Genomic DNA, 19177 nt, shown 5'->3' with positions numbered 1-19177 from the left:
ATTACGCCGCTACTACTGCGGGCGCAGCTCGAGGACGTTGATCATGCCGCGGAGCAGGATGTCCATTACTCGGGAGGTAATGCGGTAGCAGAAGTCCTGGTTGTCGTAGGTGAGGACGCCGATGGTGGCGAGCTGTGAGACGCCGTGGATGGACGCCCACAGCGCCATCATCTGGGTGTAGAGCACCCAGGTGGAGCGCGGTCCGTCGGACTGCGAGATCGCGTCGCGCACGATGTTCATCAGGAAGGTGAACGCCTTGCCCATGTCGAAGGGCTGGGCGGTGCCGCCCTCGTCGTCGAAGGAGACGGGGACGATGGAGCGGCTGGCAATCTCGATGAGGGCGACGAATCCGACCGGGTCGGTCAGCGCGTACTGCAGGTAGCCGAAGCCGGTGGCCTTGATGTAGGTCAGGCCCGGCGAGCCTTCGGAGACGAAGCTGCTCTGGCGCAGGATCGTCTGGGTGTTGGCCTCGTCGAGGTGGACCTCAAGTTCGCGAAGGAGGGCCGCGTCGCCGTCGAAAAGCTGGCGCGCGGTACTCACTGGGAGGTCGGCTTGCTCGGCGGCGGCCTCCAGGGTCATCCCGTCGACGCTGCGGGCGACGACGACCTCGGCGGCGCCGCGGAACAGGGCCTCGCGTAACTCGTCCCTGGTGTCACGTGGCATGTCCTTGGCCTTGGTGGTAAACGACTCGAGGATCTCGCCCTTGATGCGCTCCGGCTCGAAGGCCAGGATGTGGCCCTCCCTGATCGTGTCAACGAGGCCGGACAGCAGAGTCTGCAGGGCCGCCTGGAAGGTCTGCCGCTTCGCAGTGGGGGAGAGGTGGCGCATGATGCCAAACGTGGCCAGGTGGGCGAGGCCGTGTATCTCCGAGAGGACCGCCATGGTCTCGCGGAGGATGAGGGCTTTGTCCACCGGCATGCCCATCTCCTCGGTGAGCTCCACCAGCAGCCGGATAATGCGCGTCGTCGCCGGCGGGAAGGCGTCCAGGTCCGGGGCGTTGTCGATCTGCTCCTCAAAGCTGGGGAACTGGTGCGCTACCTTCGAGCGGCTGTACGCGGCGAAGTAGGTGGGGTTGTCCAGTGCCTGGTTGAAGTAACCGGTGGCGTTGGCGCGCAGCTTCTGCGTGAGCGACGCGTCAGCGGGCAGCTTTGTCAGCTCTTGGTCGACGAAGCCACGGAGGCGCTCGTCAAGGAACGCGCTGACCTCGCCATACAGATCCTCGTCGGAGCTGAAGAGTGTCTTCGCTTCATCGACGGTGATGCCTGCCAGGTCAGCGGCTGCCGGGATGGTCAGCGCGTCGCGGCCCCCGCGGCCGAGGAGGCGGGTGGCTTGGTCCAACAGGTGTAGCTTGACGGAACCTGTGCGGCCTGTGGACGAGGCGGGGTGTTGTTCTGCATTCACCCTCGCCAGTGTACCTCGTCTTCGACACCTGTCCCACCGAACCGCCGCTTCTTATTCGGTGTTTATGCACAACTTATGCGTAGCTTGGGTGACTAAAGTTTCTTCATAGAAAAACGGGCCGCGCCCCGGGAAGGGGTGCGGCCCGTCAATACGGGAACCGAGGGCTACTCGGAGCCGAGCTTGCCGTCGATGGCATCGCGAGCCTGGTCGACCTTGTCGGCCTTGTCCTCGCCGAGCTTGGCCTTGGCAGCGTCCGCAGCCTTGTCCAGGCCCTTGTCGGTAGCTTCCTCGGAGTTCAGTGCATCCTTTGCCTTGTCAAAAACGCCCATTGTGCTAAATCCTTTCGTTCGGGTATTTGCTAATCCGTGGCCCCTCTCGGAACCAGTGGCACCCAACGTAGCGACCAATTGCGGACGCGTCGACCAATCTGGCGGATTTTAAGAGAATTGTTACTTCGCCGTGAGGTCTGCGTGGCCAGCATTGCGCTTCTCGACGCCACGCACCCACGCAATCGTCGGGTAGGTAATGGGTAACAGCACGACCTCCAGCAGCGTCTTCCACAGGAAGCCGACCAGGACGTAGTTGATGAAGTCGCCCGCGGTGCTGATGCCGATCACGCTCGCCGCGATCGCGCAGAATAGGAGCGTGTCCACGAACTCGCCCACGACGGTGGAGCCGATCAGGCGCGCCCACAGGTTGCCCGTGCCAAGGCGGTCCTTCATCTTCTGCAGGACCCACGCGTTGGAGAGCTGGCCCACCACGTAGCCGGCCAGCGACGCCGCCACGATCTGCGGCACGAGACCCAGCACGGAGGCGAACGTGTCCTGGGCGTCGTAGAAGTCCGCAGCGGGGAGCCAGATGGCGATGTAGAAGGAGACGACCGCGAGGATGGCAATGCCAAAGCCGGTGAACACGGCGCGGCGGGCCGCCTTGAAGCCGTAGACCTCGGCGAGGACGTCGCCGATGACGTAGGAGAGTGGGAAGAGGAAGAACGCGCCGTCGGTAAGCAACGGCCCCAACGCCACGCCCTTCTGCGCGGTGATGTTGGAGATGAGGAACACTGCGCAGAAGACGGCGAGCAGGATTGGGTACGGGGAGCGGGAAACTGAGGTATTTGGGGTTGTCACGGATGAGTATTCAACCATAAGTAGGCTCGGGGCATGTCTGCTGGGAGATACGCGCCCTCGCCGAGCGGGGACCTGCACTTTGGCAACCTGCGTACCGCTGTGCTGGCGTGGCTCTTCGCTCGCCGCACCGGCCGTGACTTCTACCTGCGCATCGAGGACATTGACTCGGAGCGTTCCAGCGCGGAATCGGCCGCGCGGCAGATCGAGGACCTCGAGGCGCTGGGCCTGGACTTCGACCCGCCGGTGACCTACCAGTCCGACAACGGGGAGCGCTACGCCGCCGCGCTGGCCACGCTGGACACCTACGAGTGCTACTGCACCCGCCGCGACATCCGCGAGGCCGCGAGCGCCCCGCACGCCCGGCCCGGCCTCTACCCGGGCACGTGCCGCGACCTTACCGAGGCCGAGCGCGAGGCGAAGCGGGCCGAGCTGGCCGAGCAGGGGCGGATGCCGGCGCTGCGGCTGCGCGCCGGGGTCACCGAGTGGGCTGTGCGCGACTTCTATGCCGGCGAGGTCGTCGGGCCGGTCGATGACGTCATCCTGCGCCGCGGCGGCAACCTCAACCAGGCCCAGGCGGGGGATTGGGCGTACAACCTCGCCGTGGTTGTGGACGACGGTGAGCAGGGCATCGACCAAGTCGTGCGCGGCGACGATCTCACGTTCTCTGCGCCCGCGCAGGCCTACCTGGCCCACCTGCTGGGCTACGAGCAGCCCGAGTACGTGCACGTGCCGCTGGTGGTCAACGGGGAGGGTCGAAGGTTGGCAAAGCGTGACGGGGCGGTGACGCTGCGGGAGATGACGCGCGAGCGGCCGGTGGAGGCGGTGGTGGGGGAGATTGCGGCGTCGATAGGCTGCCCCGGCGTGGACAGCGTCGGGGAGCTGCTGACACAGTTCGACCCAGGGGCGCTGCCGCGCAAACCCTGGGTCTGGAGGGGCTGACTACTCCTCGCCTTAATTGTCGCCGCGCTGTGCGAGCTGCTCGTCGATGCGCAGCAGCCCCGCGCCGTCATTGCCAACGAGCTCCAGCTTGTCGATGATGCCCTGCGCGCTCGACTCCTCTTCAACCTGCTCGGAGAGGAACCAGTTAATGGTGTCGCGGGACTCCAGATCCCCCACCTCGTCGGCGACGCGGGCGATGTGGCGAATCTCCGCCGTCACCTTCTGCTCGTGCTCAAGCGAAGCCTTGAAGGCTTCGAGCAGGCTCGCGATCTTTGGCGCGTCGAGCTCGATGCTGGCGAGCACCACGCGCTGCCCGCGGTCCTGGAGGTGCTTGGTGAACTTGGCGGCGTGCTCCACTTCTTCCTGCGCCTGCGCGATGAACCAGGTGGCAGCGCCGTCGAAACCGAGCTCTGTCATCTCGTTGGCCAGGTGGCGGTACAGGTACGCGGCGAGGTACTCCTCGGTGACCTGGGCGTTCATGACGTCGTAAAGCTTTGCGTCCATGGTGATTGGGCCTTCCTTCTACGGGGCTGATGTCGTGTGGCCCAGCCTAGCCGAAAACGGTATATGAGCGTTGTGCCGCTACGCTACCTCTCGAAGACCTCCGGCGTCCTCGTCAAACGGGGCTGTTGCCTGCCGGGGTGTGGGGGCTTCCGGTGTTATTCGGCTAGATGACGAGCGCAGGATGACGAGGATGCGGACAAGTCTGCGACTTCGTCAAGGGGTTCTCGTCAAACAGGTCAGAACTCGCCCCGGCGCCCCGCCAGGCGCACGGCCCCACGGCAAAAATAAGGGGACCCCACGCACCTGCCAGAGCTCGCTGACCCTTGCTGCGTTCCCGCCCTGGGGGAGTTCACAAGATAAGCACCGCGTGGGATCCTGCCCCACACTGTAGCCAACAATTCCCGCGAGCTCCAAACCCCGCCAGCGCCCAATGCCTATCGACGCCCCGCCATGCCGCTTGCCCAGCGGTTTTGGACCGAATAGGTGCATGCGCTAAAGTATTGCCACGACGCTGTGAGCGTTACTCATTGGAGGATTCGACTAGCGGCCTATGTCACACGCCTGGAACGCGTGCGGGTAGCAATACCCTCGTGGGTTCAAATCCCACATCCTCCGCCAACTCACCGGCACCCCGCAATCACGCGAGGTGCCGGTTTTGCGTTGCTGGGCGATCGCAGCCCCGTTGTAAGATCGGGGCAAAACGTTATCGCCTACCCACGATTGGATGCGTGAATCGCACATGGGACACACTCCGCTGACAGACCACACCCCGGAGCAGCTCGCTGAGCTGGCGCAAGAGGTCCGCGCGCAGTACGCCGACCTGCAGGCGAAGGGCCTGAAGCTGGATCTGACGCGCGGCAAGCCGTCGTCCGAGCAGCTGGACTTTGGTAACGAGCTCCTGGAGCTGCCGGGCAAGGACCGCTTCACGGACAGCTCCGGCGGCGACGTGCGCAATTACGGCGGCGGCGTGGGCATCCCGGACATCCGCAACCTGTGGGCGGAGGTGCTCGGCGTGGACCCGAAGCTGGTCATCGCCGGCGATTCCTCCTCGCTGAACATCATGTTTGACCTGGTGTCCTTCTCCTACATGTTTGGCAACAATGACTCCGCGCGCCCGTGGAAGGATGAGGAGCACGTCAAGTGGATCTGCCCGGTGCCGGGGTACGACCGCCACTTCTCCATCACCGAGCTGTTCGGCTTCGAGATGGTCACCGTGCCGATGCGTGACGGCGGCCCCGACATGGACAAGGTCGAGGAGCTGGCCAAGGACCCGCAGGTCAAGGGCATGTGGACCGTCCCCGTCTTTAGCAACCCCACCGGCACGGTGTACTCGCGCGAGGTGATCGACCGCCTCGCCGCGATGGAGACGGCCGCGCCCGATTTCCGCATTGTGTGGGATAACGCGTACGCGGTGCACACGCTGACCGACGAGTTCCCAGAGAACCCGAACGTGCTGGAGATCGCCGCACAGGCGGGCAACCCGAACCGCTTCTGGTACATGAGCTCCACGTCCAAGATCACCCACGCGGGCTCGGGCGTGGCCTTCTTCGCCTCCTCGGAGGAGAACCTGGCCTGGTACACCAAGATCGCAGGGGTGCGTGGCATCGGTCCCAACAAGCGGAACCAGCTCGCGCACGCCATGTATTTCCACGACGCGGAGGGCGTGCGCGTGGTGATGCGCAAGCACGCCGGTTCGCTCGGTCCGAAGTTTGAGGCGGTCGAGCGCGCGCTGGAGGAGCGCCTGGGCGGCTACGGCATCGCGGAGTGGACCAGGCCGGAGGGCGGTTACTTCGTGTCCCTGGACGTGCCGGACGGCACCGCGACCCGCGTGTGGCAGCTGGCCAAGGAGGCCGGCATCAAGCTCACGCAGGCGGGCTCCCCGTTCCCGCTGCACGACGACCCGCACGACCGCACCCTGCGCCTCGCGCCGTCGCTGCCGCCGCTCGATGAGGTCGTCGAGGCGATGGACGGCGTCGCGCTGTGCGTCCTCTTCGCCGCCATCGAGCAGCGTGAGGCCTAACCAGGCTGCCGAGTGGCTCGGGTCGTTGCTACCTCCCGAGCCCATGCTTATCGACGCCCCACCCGCCCCCTTCCCCGCCCTCGCCGCCGAGGGGATCGCCGCCACCTGCGGGTTCTCCGAGGTAGATACCGGGCTCGCGCTCGAATCGGAGACGGGTACGGATGTGCGGTGCGAGATGGTGGTGCACGCGGGCGTCGATAAGCAACTGCTCGGTGCCGCACTGGGTGCCGCCGCGACGATGGTCCTGGAGCTCGGCGTGCCCGCGCAGCCTGGGGTGCTGCTGGAACACCTGCTTGACCGGGTGGACCTGCCCGACGGGGTGAGTGTGCGGCACGGGTTGCTGCGCGAACCGCGCCTGTTCGAGCAGGGCACGCCGCTGGTACGCGAGCCCGGGCGGCTGACCCTGCTGCTGGAACTGGCGCTGCTCACGGACGACGAGTTCGCCATCGCCTCGGAGCAAGGTGGGGCCGTGCTCGAGCGGCGGATGCGGCGGCGCGGGGCCGCAATGGCCGACTGGTATCGCGATGCCTAAACTTGGGCGGCGTGGCTCTCTACCGGAAATATCGTCCCGCGACCTTTGGTGAAGTAATTGGCCAAGAGCAGGTGACAGTCCCGCTGTCGACCGCCCTGGACAACGGGCGCATCAACCACGCCTACCTGTTTTCAGGCCCGCGCGGCTGCGGCAAGACCTCGTCGGCGCGCATCCTCGCCCGCTCCCTGAACTGCGTGGAGGGGCCGACGTCCACCCCGTGCGGGGTGTGCGACTCGTGCCGCTCGCTCGCGCCGGGTGGCTCCGGAAACCTGGACGTGATGGAGCTGGACGCGGCGTCGCACGGCGGCGTCGACGACATGCGCGACCTGCGCGAGCGCGCCATGTTCGCGCCGGCGGAGTCGCGCTACCGCGTCTTCATCATCGATGAGGCGCACATGATCTCTCAGTCCGGGAACAACGCGCTGCTGAAGATCGTGGAGGAGCCGCCGGAGCACCTCATCTTCATCTTCGCTACCACCGAGCCGGAGAAGATGCTGGGCACGATCCGCTCCCGCACCCACAACTACCCGTTCCGCCTGCTCACCCCGCAGGCGATGCGCGAGCTGCTCGAGCACGTCGTGGCTGAGGAGGGCGCGCAGGTGGAGGACACCGTCTACCCGCTGGTCATCCGCGCGGGCGGCGGCTCGCCCCGCGACACCCTGTCTGTGCTGGACCAGCTGCTCGCCGGCGCCGGCCCCGACGGGCTCACCTACGACCTGGCGCTGCCGCTGCTCGGCGTGACGGACCTTTCGCTTCTCGACGCCGCCGTGGACGCCCTTGCCTCCCGCGATGCCTCCGCCATCTTCCACACCATCGACAACGTCATCGAGTCCGGCCACGAGCCGCGCCGCTTCGCCCTCGACCTCCTCGATCGGCTGCGCGATCTGCTCGTGGTCCGCACCGTCCCTGACGCGTTTGGGCAGGGGCTTGTCGACGCCCCCGTGGACCGCGCCGACATCCTCCGCGCAGAAGCCGAGCAGTTCAGCCCCGCGCAGCTCTCGGCCCTGGCCACCGAGGTCAACGACCGCATCCAGGACCTCCGCGGCGCCACCTCGCCGCGCCTGCTGCTGGAGGTCATGATGGCGCACCTGCTCACCATCGATGGTGGGGCCGGGGCTCCCGCTCCCGGTTCTGCCGCCCCGGCGCAGCGGCCAGCGTCCGGCGGCTCTGCTGGTGGTGGCGGGAGCGCGAGGTGTGGGGGCGCGAGGCGGTGCCCGGCGCGGTAAGGGGCGCGGACGTGAATGCGAAGCCGACCGGAAGATAGTTGTTGTGCACGCAGAAAGATGTGTATGAGGGAGAGCTGCCGGTGGGCGAGGCCAGGGGCGCAGCAAGTCCACCCCGCCGCCGCAGCGTGCCCCGCGGCCGGAGCCGCAGCAGCGCGAGCAGGCGCCGCAGGAAACTCCTCCGCAGGAAAAGCCGCAGCCCACCCCGCCCGCGGAACCCGCCAGGCCGGCTGCGCCAGCCGAGCCCACGCCGCAGGAGCCAAAGCAGCAGAAGCCCGCGCCGCAGGAGCCTGCGGCTGCTCGGGCCCAGGATTCCCAGGACCCTGACGAGCTGTTCGAGCGCGTCCACCGCGATTGGACGCGGCTGCGCCAGTCCGTTGGCGAGCGCAACAAGGTCGCGGAAATCATGCTCACGGAGGCGAAGCCCCTTGGTATGGATGGTCAGACCCTCGTGATCGGCCACAACACGGGCGCGCTTGCAGAGCGCATCAACGCGGACCGCAACAACGCCGACATCGTCGCTGTGTTTGAGGAGAAACTTGGACGTCGCGTGCAGGTGCGCTGCGTAGTGGGCACCGACCCGTCCGCGGCGAACGTGCGACCGCGGGCGACGCCGCGCGCGGAGCAGGTGTGGAACCCGAACCAGGGGACCTCCTCGAACGAGCCGGCACCGGAGGAGCCTGCGGGGGCGCCGACAGCACAGAAGAGCCAGAAGAACCAAAAGAACGCAGCCAACGACTGGAAGGCTGCCGCGCAGGCGGCGAGCCGGAAGGCTGCGGAAAAGGCGCAGCGCGAGCGCGACGAGATCCCGCTGCCCCCCGAGCCGATGGATGACGAGCCCGACTACGACCCGTACGCCGACGGCGCCGGATTGCCGCAGGACCCGGCGCAGGCTCCGGCACAGTCACAGCCACAGGCGGCTCCGGCACCGCAGCAGCCAGGGACGGCACCGCAGCCGGCTCCGGCGTACACGCGCGAGGACGAGGAGCGCGACATGGCTGAACAGGCGTTCTCGGAGGAGGGCACGATCGATCACCGCGACGCCACCGAAGTGGCCATGGAGCTGTTGAGCAAGGAGCTCGGCGCGAAGCCGATGTAGCCGTTCGCTGGTAGCAAGCAGGCGCGGAAGCCGGCGCAGGAACGGGTACACTAGGCCGGGAACGCACCGCCCCAGTCGGGGGAAACAATACTGAGAAAGGTTGCACACCATGACCGAGCCGAACATGCCGAACGATATGCAGGACCTCATCCGCCAGGCGGCGGAGGTACAGGCGCAGCTGCAGCAGGCCCAGCAGGAGCTGCTGGCTACTGAGGTCACCGGTACCGCCGGCGGCGAGCTGGTGAAGGTCACCATGACCGGCGGCGCTGAGATCACCAACCTGGAGATCAAGAAGGAAGCGGTGGACCCGGAAGACGTCGAGTCCCTGCAGGACCTTATCCTCGCTGCGTACCGCGACGCGCACACGAAGGCCGGCGAGCTCGCGCAGGAGAAGATCGGCCCGCTGACCGGCGGCTCCGGCCTGGGCCAGCAGGGCGGCCCGACCGGCGGCCAGTCCGCTGGTGACGGTGAGATCCCGTTCGGCGGCATCATCTAAGCACCGCACCGTTTTTACGTCTGTAGCGCCTGGCCGTGGGGCCGGGCGCTTTGGCGTGTAGTACCCCCGCAAACCAGGGCAAACCAAGGAGGCAATGCCATGTTTGAAGGCCCGCTGCAGGACCTGATCGACGAGTTCTCGCGCTTACCTGGCGTCGGCCCCAAATCCGCCCAGCGTATCGCCTTCCACCTGCTGAAGACGGAGCCGGAGGACATCGACCGGCTGCGCTCCGCGCTGGCTGCGGTGCGCGACGGCGTGACGTTCTGCCGGATCTGCAACAACGTCTCCCGCGACGAGGTGTGCCGTATCTGCGCCGACTCCGGCAGGGATGCCACCACGGTGTGCGTGGTGGAGGACGCCAAGGACATCCAGGTCATCGAGCGCACCGGCGAGTACAGCGGGCGCTACCACGTGCTCGGCGGGGCGCTAGACCCGCTGGCCAACGTCGGACCGAAGGACCTCGCCATCGCCCCGCTGCTCAAGCGCATCGGTGGGGTGCTGCCGGACCGCGACGGCGAGGATTCGCCGCAGGTCAGCGAGGTAATCCTGGCCACCGACCCAGACACCGAGGGCGAGGCGACCGCGTCCTATTTGGTGCGCTTGCTCAAGGACTTCCCGGAGCTGACCATTTCGCGCCTGGCGTCGGGTATGCCGCTGGGCGGCGACTTGGAGTTCGTGGACGAGCTCACGCTGTCGCGCGCGCTTAGCGGCCGTTTGAAGCTGTAAGCGGGACCCGCTACTTCAGCCGCTCGGCGCGCAGCGCGTCCACCACGTCCAGCTCCAGCGGGGCGAGCTCCGCGGTGTCCACGCCGAGGGCGCGGGCGAGGAGGAGGTCCGCCAGCTGCGGGTTCCGGGCCAGGACCGGGCCGTGCATGTAGGTGGCGATCACGCTGCCCTGGACCGCGCCCTCGACGGTGCTGTCCAGGTTGCCCACGCCACGCGTGACCCGGCCGAGTGGCTGGGCGTCCGGGCCGAGGACGGTGCCCCCCATGTGGTTTTCAAAGCCGGTGAGGGGCTCGGTGAGGAGGTCGGTCGCCGGGGTGGTGGTAACTTCGCCGATGGCGCGGGTGGAAAGGGGGGTGGTGGTGGCGTCGATAAGCGAGATGCCCTCGACCGAGCGACCAGCAGCGTTGAAGGAGTGGCCGAGGACCTGCAGGCCTGCGCAGATGGCCAGGATCGGGGTGCCGTTGTCGGCGGCTCGCTGCAGGCCTGGCGACGCCTTGAGTCGCTCCGCGGCGAGCACCTGTGCCGAGTCCTCACCGCCGCCGAGCGTGTAGACGTCGCAGTCGGCGGTGATCTCGTCGGTGAGCAGGAAGGGGCGGATTGCCGCGTCGAGGCCGCGCATGCGGGCGCGCTGGCGCAGGACGAGCGCGTTGCCGTCGTCGCCGTAGGTGCCCAGGACGTCGGGCAGAATCAGGCCGATTGTCAGTTGCTTAGCCACGGTAATCCTCCTGCTTGGCCAGGTCCCGCTTCAGATCGCGGAACGCGGTGTAGTTTGCCAGCACCTCGACGCGCCCCGGCGGGCACGCGCGAATCGCCTCAACCACGTCGTGGACCACCTCGTGCTCGATGCCCGCGTACAGCAGGCGCACCGCCAGGTCCGTGCCGCGCTCGCCGGCGGACTTCACCGCGATGCCGTCGAAGTCCTCAAACTTCACGTCCCACAGCCAGGACACGTCCGCGCCGTCGCCCTGCTGGGCGTTGACCGCGATGACCACGCCGTCCGCGTCGCGGTCCAACATGGTCAGGGCCTCCTGCCAGCCGGCCGGGTTCTTGGCCAGCAGCAGGCGCACCTCGTGCTCGCCGAGTGTGACCGTGGCGTAGCGGCCGGCCACGTTGTCCACGCCCTCGACGGCGCCCACGGCCTTGTCCAGCGGGACGTCGTAGGCCTCGACGGCCGCGGCGACGGCCTGGGCGGCGTTGCCGCGATTCGCGCGGCCGGGCAGCGTCAGGTGCATGGGCACCTGGCCGGACGGGGTGGTCAGGCCCTGCGCATCTACCGTGTAGGTGGGGGAGGGGCGGCGGAACTCGGTGCCGTCCGCGAGCTTCTCGGTGGCGTACCAATCGCCCTCCGGGGTGCGCACGACGTAGCCGGGCCCGCGCGGGTTGGTCACCGAGTCATTGACCCAGCCCGCGCCCGCGGACACCCACACCACGTTGGGGTGGTCCCACGCCACCGACGTCATGAGGACGTCGTCGCAGTTGGCCACCACCGTCATCTCGGGGCGCTTTTCCACACACGCGCGCAACGCCCGCTCGATCTTATTGATCTCGCCCACGCGGTCCAGCTGGTCGCGCGACAGGTTGAGCAGCACGAGCGCGTCCGCGTCCAGGCTCTCCGCCACGTGGGGGACGTGGAGCTCGTCCACCTCGAGGACGATGTTGGCGGCGTCGCCGCCCGCCATGAGGGCGGAAATGATGCCGGCGTCCATGTTGTCGCCGCCCTCGTTCGTGGCCACCGTGTACGTCGTGCGCAGCGCCTGGGCCAGCATGCGGGTCGTGGTGGACTTACCGTTGGTGCCGGTGACCAGCACCGTGGGCCGCCCGCGGCCCAGGCCGTCCATAATGTTCGGGTCGATCGCGCCCGCGACCAGGCCGCCGATCATGCCGCCTGCGCCGCGACCGGTGGCGCGGGAGGCGGTGGTGGCGAGCTTCGCCGCTGTGAGCGCGGCGTTCGTGCGGATGCGTGCAAGGCGTCCTCTCGGATTCATGAGCTCTACGTTAGTGCACGCGCTCTGCAGAACCCATCTGCTCCACGGCGGTGAGGAACTCCTCCCCGGTCAGTAGCGGGATGTCCTTGCGGTGCCCGTGCATCGCCTTCCCGCGGAGTTCGTCCGGCGACGCGCCCCTCGCCAGGGCGTCCGTGACCACTACGGAGCTCTCGCGGGTGAGCTTTTCGGTGTAGGTCAGGCCGGCGCGGACGGCGGCGTCGATAAGCGTGTCGGGTTCGAGTGCGATGTCGTCGGTAACCACAACTTCCATGCCCTTGAGCAGGCCGGTCTCCCGGGAGTACTTGCCGGGGTTATCCGCCGCGGCGCCGGCCTTCTCCGCGTCGACGCGCACGGTGGAGCGCTGCAGGCCGAAGCGGTCCGCGGCGAGCTCGTCCGGCGAGCGTCCCGGCACCTCGCCGTGCTCGCGGAGCTGCATGTACATGGCCACCAGCTTGAGGGTCTGCTCGCGCGAGATCTCCGTCTCGGGGCGGGCGGCGCGCTCCGCATTGGCCACCGGTGACTCGGAGGCCACGCCGATCAGGTCCGCGACGGCCCCGATGCGCAGGTCCGTGGGCACCACGCCTTGCCGACGCGCCGCGGCCAGCAGGTCCACGATCTGGGTGGGGTGCGGGACGTGGCCCACGCGCTGGCGGCGGCGCCCGTTGCGCTTCTTGCGCGAGCGGTTGGCGCGGGCGGCGGCGCTCATGGCGCGGCGCGCCTCGCTGACGATGAAGCCCCAGGTAGTGGGGGTGTCGAAGGTGACGAGCACGCGGTCGTCGAGAAGCTTGTCCAGCGACTTAAGGAAGCGGGTAAAGCGCGGGGCCTGGGCGACCTCGTGGGTGCTCAGGCCGTGGGTGTGGCGGGGGCCCGGGTCGCAACCGGGGTTGATGACGGCGTGGAATTCCTCGCCGACGCGGCCGCCGTCATCAAAGGTCACGGCATCGATGGTGAGGATCCGCCCGGTGGACGGGTGGATGCCCGTCGTCTGCGCGGAGAGCGCAACGTAGGGGTAGGACTCGTTCGATGTCATTGTTCACATAGTAGTCGGGCCGCGGGCGGTGCGGCCCGCGCCCTGGCCTACTGGTCCAGCACTGCCGGATCCTGCGGGTCCTCCACGGAGGCAACGACGGTGTCGTCGTAGCTCGTCGGCGAGATGCGCGCCGCGGCGCTGTTGCCACTGTTCCACTGGGTGCTGATGGCAATGACGCCCGCGATGGTCAGCAGGATCAGCAGCGTGCCCGCGGCGATGCAAGCCGGGTGGAGGCGGCTCGCCGCCGCCGGCTTCTTCTCCGTGTCCTCCGCGACCGCTGCGGCTGGCTGGTCCGGGGTTTGCTCCGCGGCGAGCGCGGCTGCTTCCGCGTCGTCGTCGGCGCGGAAGCGCGGGAAGCGGCGCCGGGGCTGATCGGGTTCCGCGACGCTCTCCTCGGACTCGCCGATGAGCGTGGTGGACGCGGCCACAGCACCCGCAGGTTCCTCAGCGTCGTTGGCGTCCTCAGCGTCTTTGGCTACCGTCGCCGCGGCGACCTCGCGCGACGCCGGGTCCACCTCGGGCTCCGCCGGCGCTGGCTCGTCCAGCAGCGGGGAGGGGGCTAGTGGGGTCGAGTCGCCGGTGAGCTCGCCCGACGCGAGGGAGGGGCGACCGCAGGATGCCTCGTTCGGGGCGCCGACGGTGACGAGCTCCGGAATCCGCTGCGCCTCCGGCAGCGGGAGGAACGGCACCGGCGAAACTTCATTCGGAGTACCGGTCTCGTCCACCCCGCTGAGGTTGACGGTGAGCTCGACGCCGTTGGCGGTGGGCGCATGGTAGCCGCGCACGACCACGATGAGGCCGCGCTGCTCAAGGTTGCGCAGCGTCGGGGTGATCTCGGACGCGGTGCGCGGGTCAAGCGTGCCCACGCCACCCTTGCCCAGGCAGGCGATGACGTCGCCGGCCTCGTCGAAGCCGAGGCGGACAAGTAAGCTCATCCGGTCATTCATGTCGCGCTCCGCAGCGTCCGGCAGGTAGGACACGACGCGGGGGCCGGTGCCGTCCAGCAGTGCCCAGGGCTCGGTCGGGGGCTCGTTGGCGGGGATGCACAGGCCCGGGCGGGGGAGGCGGAGGGTGAGGTTCACGGTGCCGCCAGCATGCGACTCGGCCCTTGCGGTGACCTCCGGCGTCAGGCCCGCCTCGGCGATGTGGGCGAGCTCCTGGTACTCCAGCGCGTCGTGCTCGGCCATCGCGCCCAGAATTTTGCCGTCAGCGGCGATGTAAAAGCCTGCGTCCTCGCCGCGCTGCAACAGCGTGACCTGGAAGTCGGCGTGCCCGTCGCGAGCATTCGCCAGGTAGTTGCGCACAAGCGCCTGATCCACATCGCAGGTAGGAATGCTTCGGACGGCGCCGATCCCGTGGTCAGGAACCACGTAGCTCGGGCTTTGCATGATCCTTCTCCACCTTACTGTTCGGATTGGAAATACGGGCGGGATGTTGTTGTGTCACGTTGCTCTTAGCTGGCAGCCTATCTCAGAGCGCGGTGATGTTCGACGTGCCGGGTGTCTCCCCAGTGCAGAACTTGCGCTGCGCTGCAACTGCCGGTTCTGGATCAAGTATATGTGTCGCCGTAATCGGGACGAAGTGTGCCTGTTGAACAATCGTGTAATTTACGGGGTTTACGTGCAATAACGCGCGTTCTGATAGAAATCGGCTGAGAGAGCGCCGGGAGGCGAGTGGTCCGACGTGCGTGAACCACTTAAGAGACTCGGGCACATACTCAGGATCCCCGAGCCGCGCCGCCACCCCCGAAGCGGGGCAGCAAAACGTTGGACTCGCGATGGTGATCGGCTACACGCCGCCAGCCTTTCCCGCAGTCAGGCCGCGGTTCACAGCCGAGGTGATCGCCTTGAGCGACGCGCGCGTCGTGGACGCGGCGATGCCAACACCCCAGGCTGTAGCTCCGTCGACGTCGGCGTAAATGTAGCAGACCGCGTCGGCGTCGTCGCCCGCCGTGCGCGAGCGCTGCGAGTAGTCCTGCACCTCAAAGTCGATGCCCAGGGACTCGAGCGCGTTTGCAAACGCGGCGATCGGGCCGTTGCCGGTGCCGCGCAGCTCGTGGCGCTCGCCCTTGTAGTCCACCGTCACCTGGACCGCGGAGTCGTCGTCCTCCGCGACCGCGCCGGTGACCTCGTAGTCCACCAGTTCCAGCGGGGAGTCCAGATCCAGGTAGGCGCCGGCGAAAATGTCCCACATGTTCTTGGAGTTGACCTCGCCGCCCTCGCTGTCGGTGATGTTCTGCACCACCGCGGAGAACTCGGGCTGCATCGCCTTCGGCATGTTGATGCCGTGGTCCGTCTTCATAATGTAGGCCACGCCGCCCTTGCCGGACTGCGAGTTCACGCGGATCACGGCCTCGTAGGTGCGGCCCACGTCCTTCGGGTCGATGGGCAGGTACGGCACCTCCCACACCGTGTCGCGCAGCTCCTCCCAGGTGACATCGTTGGAGGAAGCGTTCGGGTGCACGCGCTGCGCCAGCGCGTCCAGGCCCTTATTAATCGCGTCCTGGTGCGAGCCGGAGAAGGCGGTGAAGACCAGGTCGCCGCCGTACGGGTGGCGCTCCGGAACGCGCAGCTGGTTGCAGTACTCCACCGTCTGGCGGATCTTGTTGATGTCCGAGAAATCGATCTGTGGGTCCACGCCCTGCGTGAGCATGTTCAGGCCCAGGGTGACCAGGTCCACGTTGCCGGTGCGCTCGCCGTTGCCAAACAGGCAGCCCTCGATGCGGTCGGCGCCGGCCAGGTAGCCCAGCTCGGCGGCGGCGACGCCCTCGCCGCGGTCATTGTGCGGGTGCAGCGACAGGATGATGGACTCACGGTGCGCCAGGTTCCGGTGCATCCACTCGATGGAATCGGCGTACACGTTCGGGCTGATCATCTCTACCGTGGACGGCAGGTTGATGATCATCGGGTCCGCCGGCGTCGGCTCCATGACGTCCACGACCGCGTCGCAGACCTCCTTGGCAAAGTCCAGTTCGGTACCCGTGTAGGACTCCGGCGAGTACTCCCAGCGCCAGCGCGTATCCGGGTAGTCCTCCGCGATGGACTTGATCAGCTCGGCCGCGTCGGTGGCCAGCTTCTTAATCGCCGGGCGGTCCTTGCGGAAGACCACCTCGCGCTGCAGCTTGGAGGTGGAGTTGTAAAAGTGGACGATGACGTTCTTCGCGCCCTCGCAGGCCTCGAAGGTGCGGCGGATCAGGTGCTCGCGCGCCTGCACCAGGACCTGGATGGTCACGTCCTCCGGGATCATGTTCTTCTCAATGATCTCGCGCACGAAGTCGAAGTCCGTCTGCGAGGCCGACGGGAAGCCTACCTCGATCTCCTTGTACCCCATCTCCACCAGCAGGTTGAACATGCGGCGCTTGCGCTCGGGGCTCATCGGGTCAATCAGCGCTTGGTTGCCGTCGCGCAGGTCCACGGCGCACCACTGCGGCGCGACCGTGATCTTCTTGTCCGGCCAGTTGCGGTCCGGCAGGGTGATGTCCTCAACTTCTTCGGCGAACGCCAGGTACCGGTCCGCCGGCATCTGGGACCCGCGCTGCTTGTTCCATGCCGGCTGTCCCTGATTCTTGGGGCCATTCGGGGTCTGGATCTCGCGGGGTACGTAAAAGTCGTTGGCGTTGCTCATTGGTCTTCCTTCCACGGGTGGGCGTTTGCACTATTCACGGCCGGCAAACACGAACTCCGCGACGGGGTGCCGGCCGTGTTAGTGAAGGGCCTGATTCCCGCCGCGGCGTAGAAGGAGTAGCTGCCTGTGTGACATGCCAGACATCTTACATAGCCCAGGCACTGTGTCACGCGGATCACATATTTATATGCAGGGAGTGCTTATCGACGCCACCGCTACCGAATACTCACGCGCGTCACCATCGCCGCGCTGAACAGCATGCCCGCGATGAGCAGCGCCATCGCTGTCCAACCGAAGACCCCGGACAGCGAGAACTTTTCGCCCAAAAGTACAAGTCCCAAGGTCAGGGCCACGAGTGGCTCGACGACCTTCATCGCCGGCAGCGTGGTCGCGAGCTTGCCCGCGCCGAAGGCGAACTGCTGCACGACGGTGCCGATCACGGCGCAGGCGAGCATGGCCCAGAACTGCCAGGCGGCGAAGATGCCCAGGACGCCGCCGTGGACGTAGGCGTCCACGGCCACCTTGGAAAAGACGGCGAGGTAGCCGAAGATAGCGCCGCAGAGGATGCCAAAGGCGAGGCTTTGGACGGCCGCGGAGTAGGCGCGGGCGAACGCGAACGTCGAAAAGAGCCCCACGAGCCCGATGCCGACGGCGGTGAGCCACTCCCAGGTGTGCGGCGCGCGCTCGCCGGGCAGCGGGCGGCCGACGACGACCACGACGCCAACGAACACGGTGAGCAGTATGGCCCAGAACGAGGTGGCGGCGGACATGCGGCGGCGCTCGACGCGCGCGGAGAGCAACAGCGTGAGCATGAGGGAGAGCACGAGGACCGGTTGGACCACCAGCAGGGAGCCGAACGCGAGCGCGACCGCTTGGAAGCCGTATGCCGCGAGCGCGAGCGCGAGGGAGAACCACCAGGCGGGGCGCTTGAGTGCGCTGAGCGGGGACTCGTTGACCTCCCCTTGGTCGCGGCCGGCGCGCAAGATTTGGTGGCGCCAGACGGTGCCCACCGCGATCAGGAGCGCGGACGTGAATGCGAAGCCGACCGCAAGATAGTTGTTGTGCACGCAGAATTATATTAGTGCGATACCTCGAATCGTGAGTTTTCGCCCGCTAAGGTTGGGTGACGGGTTTGCAACGTTTGCGCGGCCCCAGAATTGTCACCTGAACGGAAGGCGTACAACACCAATGGCACTGATCGTCCAGAAGTACGGAGGCTCATCCCTCGAAAGCGCGGAGCGGATCCGCGCCGTCGCTGAGCGAATCGTTGCCACGAAGAAGGCCGGGCACGACGTCGTCGTGGTGTGCTCCGCGATGGGCGACACCACCGATGAGCTCCTGGACCTTGCCGCGGAGGTCAACCCGACCCCGCCCGCGCGCGAGATGGACATGCTGCTCACCGCGGGCGAGCGCATCTCCAACTCGCTGGTGGCCATGGCGGTGGCCTCGTTCGGCGTGGACGTGCGCTCCTTCACCGGCTCCCAGGCCGGCGTGATCACCACCGAGCGCTACGGAAACGCGCGCATTATAGAGGTCACCCCGGGCCGCGTGCAGGAAGCGGTGGACGAGGGCAAAGTCGCTATCGTCGCTGGCTTCCAGGGCGTGAACCGCGATACGCGCGACATCACCACCCTGGGCCGCGGCGGGTCCGACACCACCGCGGTGGCGCTCGCTGCGGCGATGCACGCGGACGAGTGCGAGATCTACTCGGACGTGGACGGCGTGTACACCGCGGACCCGCGCATTGTCTCGGACGCCCGCAAGCTGGACAAGCTCTGCTTTGAGGAGATGCTTGAGCTGGCCGCGTCCGGGTCGAAGATCTTGGTGCTGCGCAGCGTCGAGTACGCGCGCGCGTTTAACGTGCCCATGCGAGTCCGCTCGTCTTACAGTAACGACACCGGCACTCTCGTCGCCGGAGCATTGGAGGATATTCCCATGGAAGAAGCAGTCCTGTCCGGCGTCGCCACCGATAAGTCGGAGGCAAAGATCACGGTGCTCGGCATCCCGGATACCCCGGGCGAGGCCGCGAAGATCTTCCGCACGCTCGCGGACGCGGAGATCAACATTGACACCGTGCTGCAGAACATCTCCACCCGCGAGGAGAAGAAGACGGACATCACCTTCACCCTCCCGGTGGCGGACCGCCCGCGCGCCATGACCCTGCTGACCAAGCTGCAGCAGGACGAGGGGTGGACGGACGTGACCCACAACGATGAGATTGGCAAGGTCTCCCTCGTCGGCGCGGGCATGAAGTCGCACCCCGGAGTCACCGCTGACTTTGCCGAGGCGCTTCGCGACGCCGGCGTGAACATCGAGATGATCAACACCTCAGAGATCCGCATCACCGCTGTGATCCGCGAGTCCGAGCTGGACAACGCGTGCCGCGCCATCCACGAGCGCTTCGACCTCGGCGGCGACGAGCCGGCCGTGGTCTACGCCGGCACCGGCCGCTAAGCTCACGCCACACCGTA

The 19177-nt window shown here is 67.3% G+C and carries 18 protein-coding genes, 1 tRNA gene and 1 other RNA gene; 9 read left to right on the top strand and 11 right to left on the bottom strand.

What is annotated here, in order from left to right; all coding sequences use genetic code 11:
- Positions 1-12: 12 nt before the first annotated feature.
- The 3 genes from CKJ84_RS10225 to CKJ84_RS10215 all read right to left on the bottom strand — a co-directional run bounded on the left by CKJ84_RS10225 (position 13) and on the right by CKJ84_RS10215 (position 2546).
- On the bottom strand, positions 13-1401 hold the full coding sequence (locus tag CKJ84_RS10225) for a TetR/AcrR family transcriptional regulator (RefSeq protein WP_095535902.1): 1389 nt from the start codon (positions 1399-1401) through the stop codon (positions 13-15).
- Between the two features lie 164 nt (positions 1402-1565).
- Positions 1566-1730, bottom strand: coding sequence for an Rv0909 family putative TA system antitoxin (locus tag CKJ84_RS10220; protein WP_095535903.1), 165 nt, complete (start codon positions 1728-1730; stop codon positions 1566-1568).
- 120 nt (positions 1731-1850) lie between these two features.
- On the bottom strand, positions 1851-2546 hold the full coding sequence (locus CKJ84_RS10215; protein ID WP_095535904.1) for a queuosine precursor transporter: 696 nt from the start codon (positions 2544-2546) through the stop codon (positions 1851-1853).
- Between the two features lie 15 nt (positions 2547-2561).
- On the opposite strand from CKJ84_RS10215, the gene gluQRS reads away from it, so the two are divergent.
- Positions 2562-3467 carry a tRNA glutamyl-Q(34) synthetase GluQRS gene (gluQRS, locus tag CKJ84_RS10210; RefSeq protein ID WP_095546867.1) on the top strand — a complete coding sequence of 302 codons (906 nt, stop codon included), beginning with the start codon at positions 2562-2564 and terminating at the stop codon, positions 3465-3467.
- A gap of 12 nt (positions 3468-3479) precedes the next feature.
- On the opposite strand, the gene CKJ84_RS10205 is transcribed toward gluQRS, so the two are convergent.
- Together CKJ84_RS10205 and ffs are read right to left on the bottom strand one after the other, a co-directional pair.
- Complete coding sequence (locus CKJ84_RS10205; RefSeq protein ID WP_095275238.1) at positions 3480-3971, bottom strand: ferritin; 492 nt, start codon at positions 3969-3971, stop codon at positions 3480-3482.
- A 281-nt stretch (positions 3972-4252) separates the two neighbouring features.
- An RNA gene (gene ffs, locus CKJ84_RS10200) (signal recognition particle sRNA small type) lies at positions 4253-4351 on the bottom strand.
- 149 nt (positions 4352-4500) lie between these two features.
- Here ffs and CKJ84_RS10195 point away from each other — a divergent pair.
- From CKJ84_RS10195 to recR, 7 genes are all read left to right on the top strand, one after another.
- Positions 4501-4589: transfer RNA gene (locus tag CKJ84_RS10195), tRNA-Ser, on the top strand.
- A 121-nt stretch (positions 4590-4710) separates the two neighbouring features.
- Positions 4711-5991 (top strand): aminotransferase class I/II-fold pyridoxal phosphate-dependent enzyme, encoded by a 1281-nt coding sequence (locus tag CKJ84_RS10190; RefSeq protein WP_095546866.1) that lies wholly within the window; start codon positions 4711-4713, stop codon positions 5989-5991.
- Entirely contained in the window at positions 5981-6523 is a 543-nt protein-coding gene (locus CKJ84_RS10185) for a hypothetical protein (RefSeq protein WP_233125664.1), read from the top strand. Before CKJ84_RS10190 ends, CKJ84_RS10185 begins: the two co-directional genes overlap by 11 nt.
- Before the next feature lie 71 nt (positions 6524-6594).
- Positions 6595-7749: a DNA polymerase III subunit gamma and tau gene (locus CKJ84_RS12560; RefSeq protein WP_369801181.1), complete on the top strand. Its 1155-nt coding sequence runs from the start codon at positions 6595-6597 to the stop codon at positions 7747-7749.
- 328 nt (positions 7750-8077) lie between these two features.
- Positions 8078-8845, top strand: a complete 768-nt coding sequence (locus CKJ84_RS12555; protein WP_369801182.1) for a hypothetical protein — start codon at positions 8078-8080, stop codon at positions 8843-8845.
- Positions 8846-8954: 109 nt separating this feature from the next.
- Positions 8955-9341, top strand: a complete 387-nt coding sequence (locus CKJ84_RS10175) for a YbaB/EbfC family nucleoid-associated protein (RefSeq protein WP_095275234.1) — start codon at positions 8955-8957, stop codon at positions 9339-9341.
- A 99-nt stretch (positions 9342-9440) separates the two neighbouring features.
- Entirely contained in the window at positions 9441-10067 is a 627-nt protein-coding gene (gene recR / locus CKJ84_RS10170) for a recombination mediator RecR (RefSeq protein WP_095275233.1), read from the top strand.
- Between the two features lie 10 nt (positions 10068-10077).
- Here the strand turns inward: recR and CKJ84_RS10165 are convergent, their stop codons facing one another.
- The 6 genes from CKJ84_RS10165 to CKJ84_RS10140 form a co-directional block, all read right to left on the bottom strand.
- On the bottom strand, positions 10078-10782 hold the full coding sequence (locus CKJ84_RS10165; protein ID WP_095538132.1) for a type 1 glutamine amidotransferase: 705 nt from the start codon (positions 10780-10782) through the stop codon (positions 10078-10080).
- Positions 10775-12052 (bottom strand): MurT ligase domain-containing protein, encoded by a 1278-nt coding sequence (locus tag CKJ84_RS10160; RefSeq protein ID WP_095535908.1) that lies wholly within the window; start codon positions 12050-12052, stop codon positions 10775-10777. The genes CKJ84_RS10165 and CKJ84_RS10160 overlap by 8 nt, the downstream gene beginning before the upstream one ends.
- A gap of 10 nt (positions 12053-12062) precedes the next feature.
- Positions 12063-13082: a DNA polymerase III subunit epsilon gene (locus CKJ84_RS10155; protein WP_095546865.1), complete on the bottom strand. Its 1020-nt coding sequence runs from the start codon at positions 13080-13082 to the stop codon at positions 12063-12065.
- A 47-nt stretch (positions 13083-13129) separates the two neighbouring features.
- Positions 13130-14470, bottom strand: coding sequence for a hypothetical protein (locus CKJ84_RS10150; RefSeq protein ID WP_095546864.1), 1341 nt, complete (start codon positions 14468-14470; stop codon positions 13130-13132).
- A 400-nt stretch (positions 14471-14870) separates the two neighbouring features.
- Positions 14871-16706, bottom strand: a complete 1836-nt coding sequence (gene leuA / locus CKJ84_RS10145; RefSeq protein ID WP_095546863.1) for a 2-isopropylmalate synthase — start codon at positions 16704-16706, stop codon at positions 14871-14873.
- A gap of 215 nt (positions 16707-16921) precedes the next feature.
- The gene (locus tag CKJ84_RS10140; protein WP_095546862.1) at positions 16922-17773 is read right to left on the bottom strand and encodes a DMT family transporter; all 852 of its coding nucleotides are present in this window, start codon (positions 17771-17773) and stop codon (positions 16922-16924) included.
- A gap of 121 nt (positions 17774-17894) precedes the next feature.
- On the opposite strand from CKJ84_RS10140, the gene CKJ84_RS10135 reads away from it, so the two are divergent.
- Entirely contained in the window at positions 17895-19160 is a 1266-nt protein-coding gene (locus CKJ84_RS10135) for an aspartate kinase (protein WP_095546861.1), read from the top strand.
- The last annotated feature ends 17 nt before the right edge of the window (positions 19161-19177 follow it).

Source organism: Corynebacterium sp. NML 120412 (assembly GCF_002285155.1).
GTDB lineage: Bacteria > Actinomycetota > Actinomycetes > Mycobacteriales > Mycobacteriaceae > Corynebacterium > Corynebacterium gottingense.
This window is presented reverse-complemented; position numbering and strand designations above follow the sequence as displayed.

Bases quoted from the DNA above. Each gene is read 5' to 3' on its own strand.
- leuA (WP_095546863.1), bottom strand. From the start codon at position 16,706: ATGAGCAACGCCAACGACTTTTACGTACCCCGCGAGATCCAGACCCCG.
- CKJ84_RS10135 (WP_095546861.1), top strand. From the start codon at position 17,895: ATGGCACTGATCGTCCAGAAGTACGGAGGCTCATCCCTCGAAAGCGCG.
- recR (WP_095275233.1), top strand. From the start codon at position 9,441: ATGTTTGAAGGCCCGCTGCAGGACCTGATCGACGAGTTCTCGCGCTTA.
- CKJ84_RS10220 (WP_095535903.1), bottom strand. From the start codon at position 1,730: ATGGGCGTTTTTGACAAGGCAAAGGATGCACTGAACTCCGAGGAAGCT.
- CKJ84_RS10215 (WP_095535904.1), bottom strand. From the start codon at position 2,546: ATGGTTGAATACTCATCCGTGACAACCCCAAATACCTCAGTTTCCCGC.
- CKJ84_RS10190 (WP_095546866.1), top strand. From the start codon at position 4,711: ATGGGACACACTCCGCTGACAGACCACACCCCGGAGCAGCTCGCTGAG.
- CKJ84_RS10205 (WP_095275238.1), bottom strand. From the start codon at position 3,971: ATGGACGCAAAGCTTTACGACGTCATGAACGCCCAGGTCACCGAGGAG.
- CKJ84_RS10155 (WP_095546865.1), bottom strand. From the start codon at position 13,082: ATGACATCGAACGAGTCCTACCCCTACGTTGCGCTCTCCGCGCAGACG.
- CKJ84_RS10160 (WP_095535908.1), bottom strand. From the start codon at position 12,052: ATGAATCCGAGAGGACGCCTTGCACGCATCCGCACGAACGCCGCGCTC.
- CKJ84_RS10175 (WP_095275234.1), top strand. From the start codon at position 8,955: ATGACCGAGCCGAACATGCCGAACGATATGCAGGACCTCATCCGCCAG.
- gluQRS (WP_095546867.1), top strand. From the start codon at position 2,562: ATGTCTGCTGGGAGATACGCGCCCTCGCCGAGCGGGGACCTGCACTTT.
- CKJ84_RS10150 (WP_095546864.1), bottom strand. From the start codon at position 14,470: ATGCAAAGCCCGAGCTACGTGGTTCCTGACCACGGGATCGGCGCCGTC.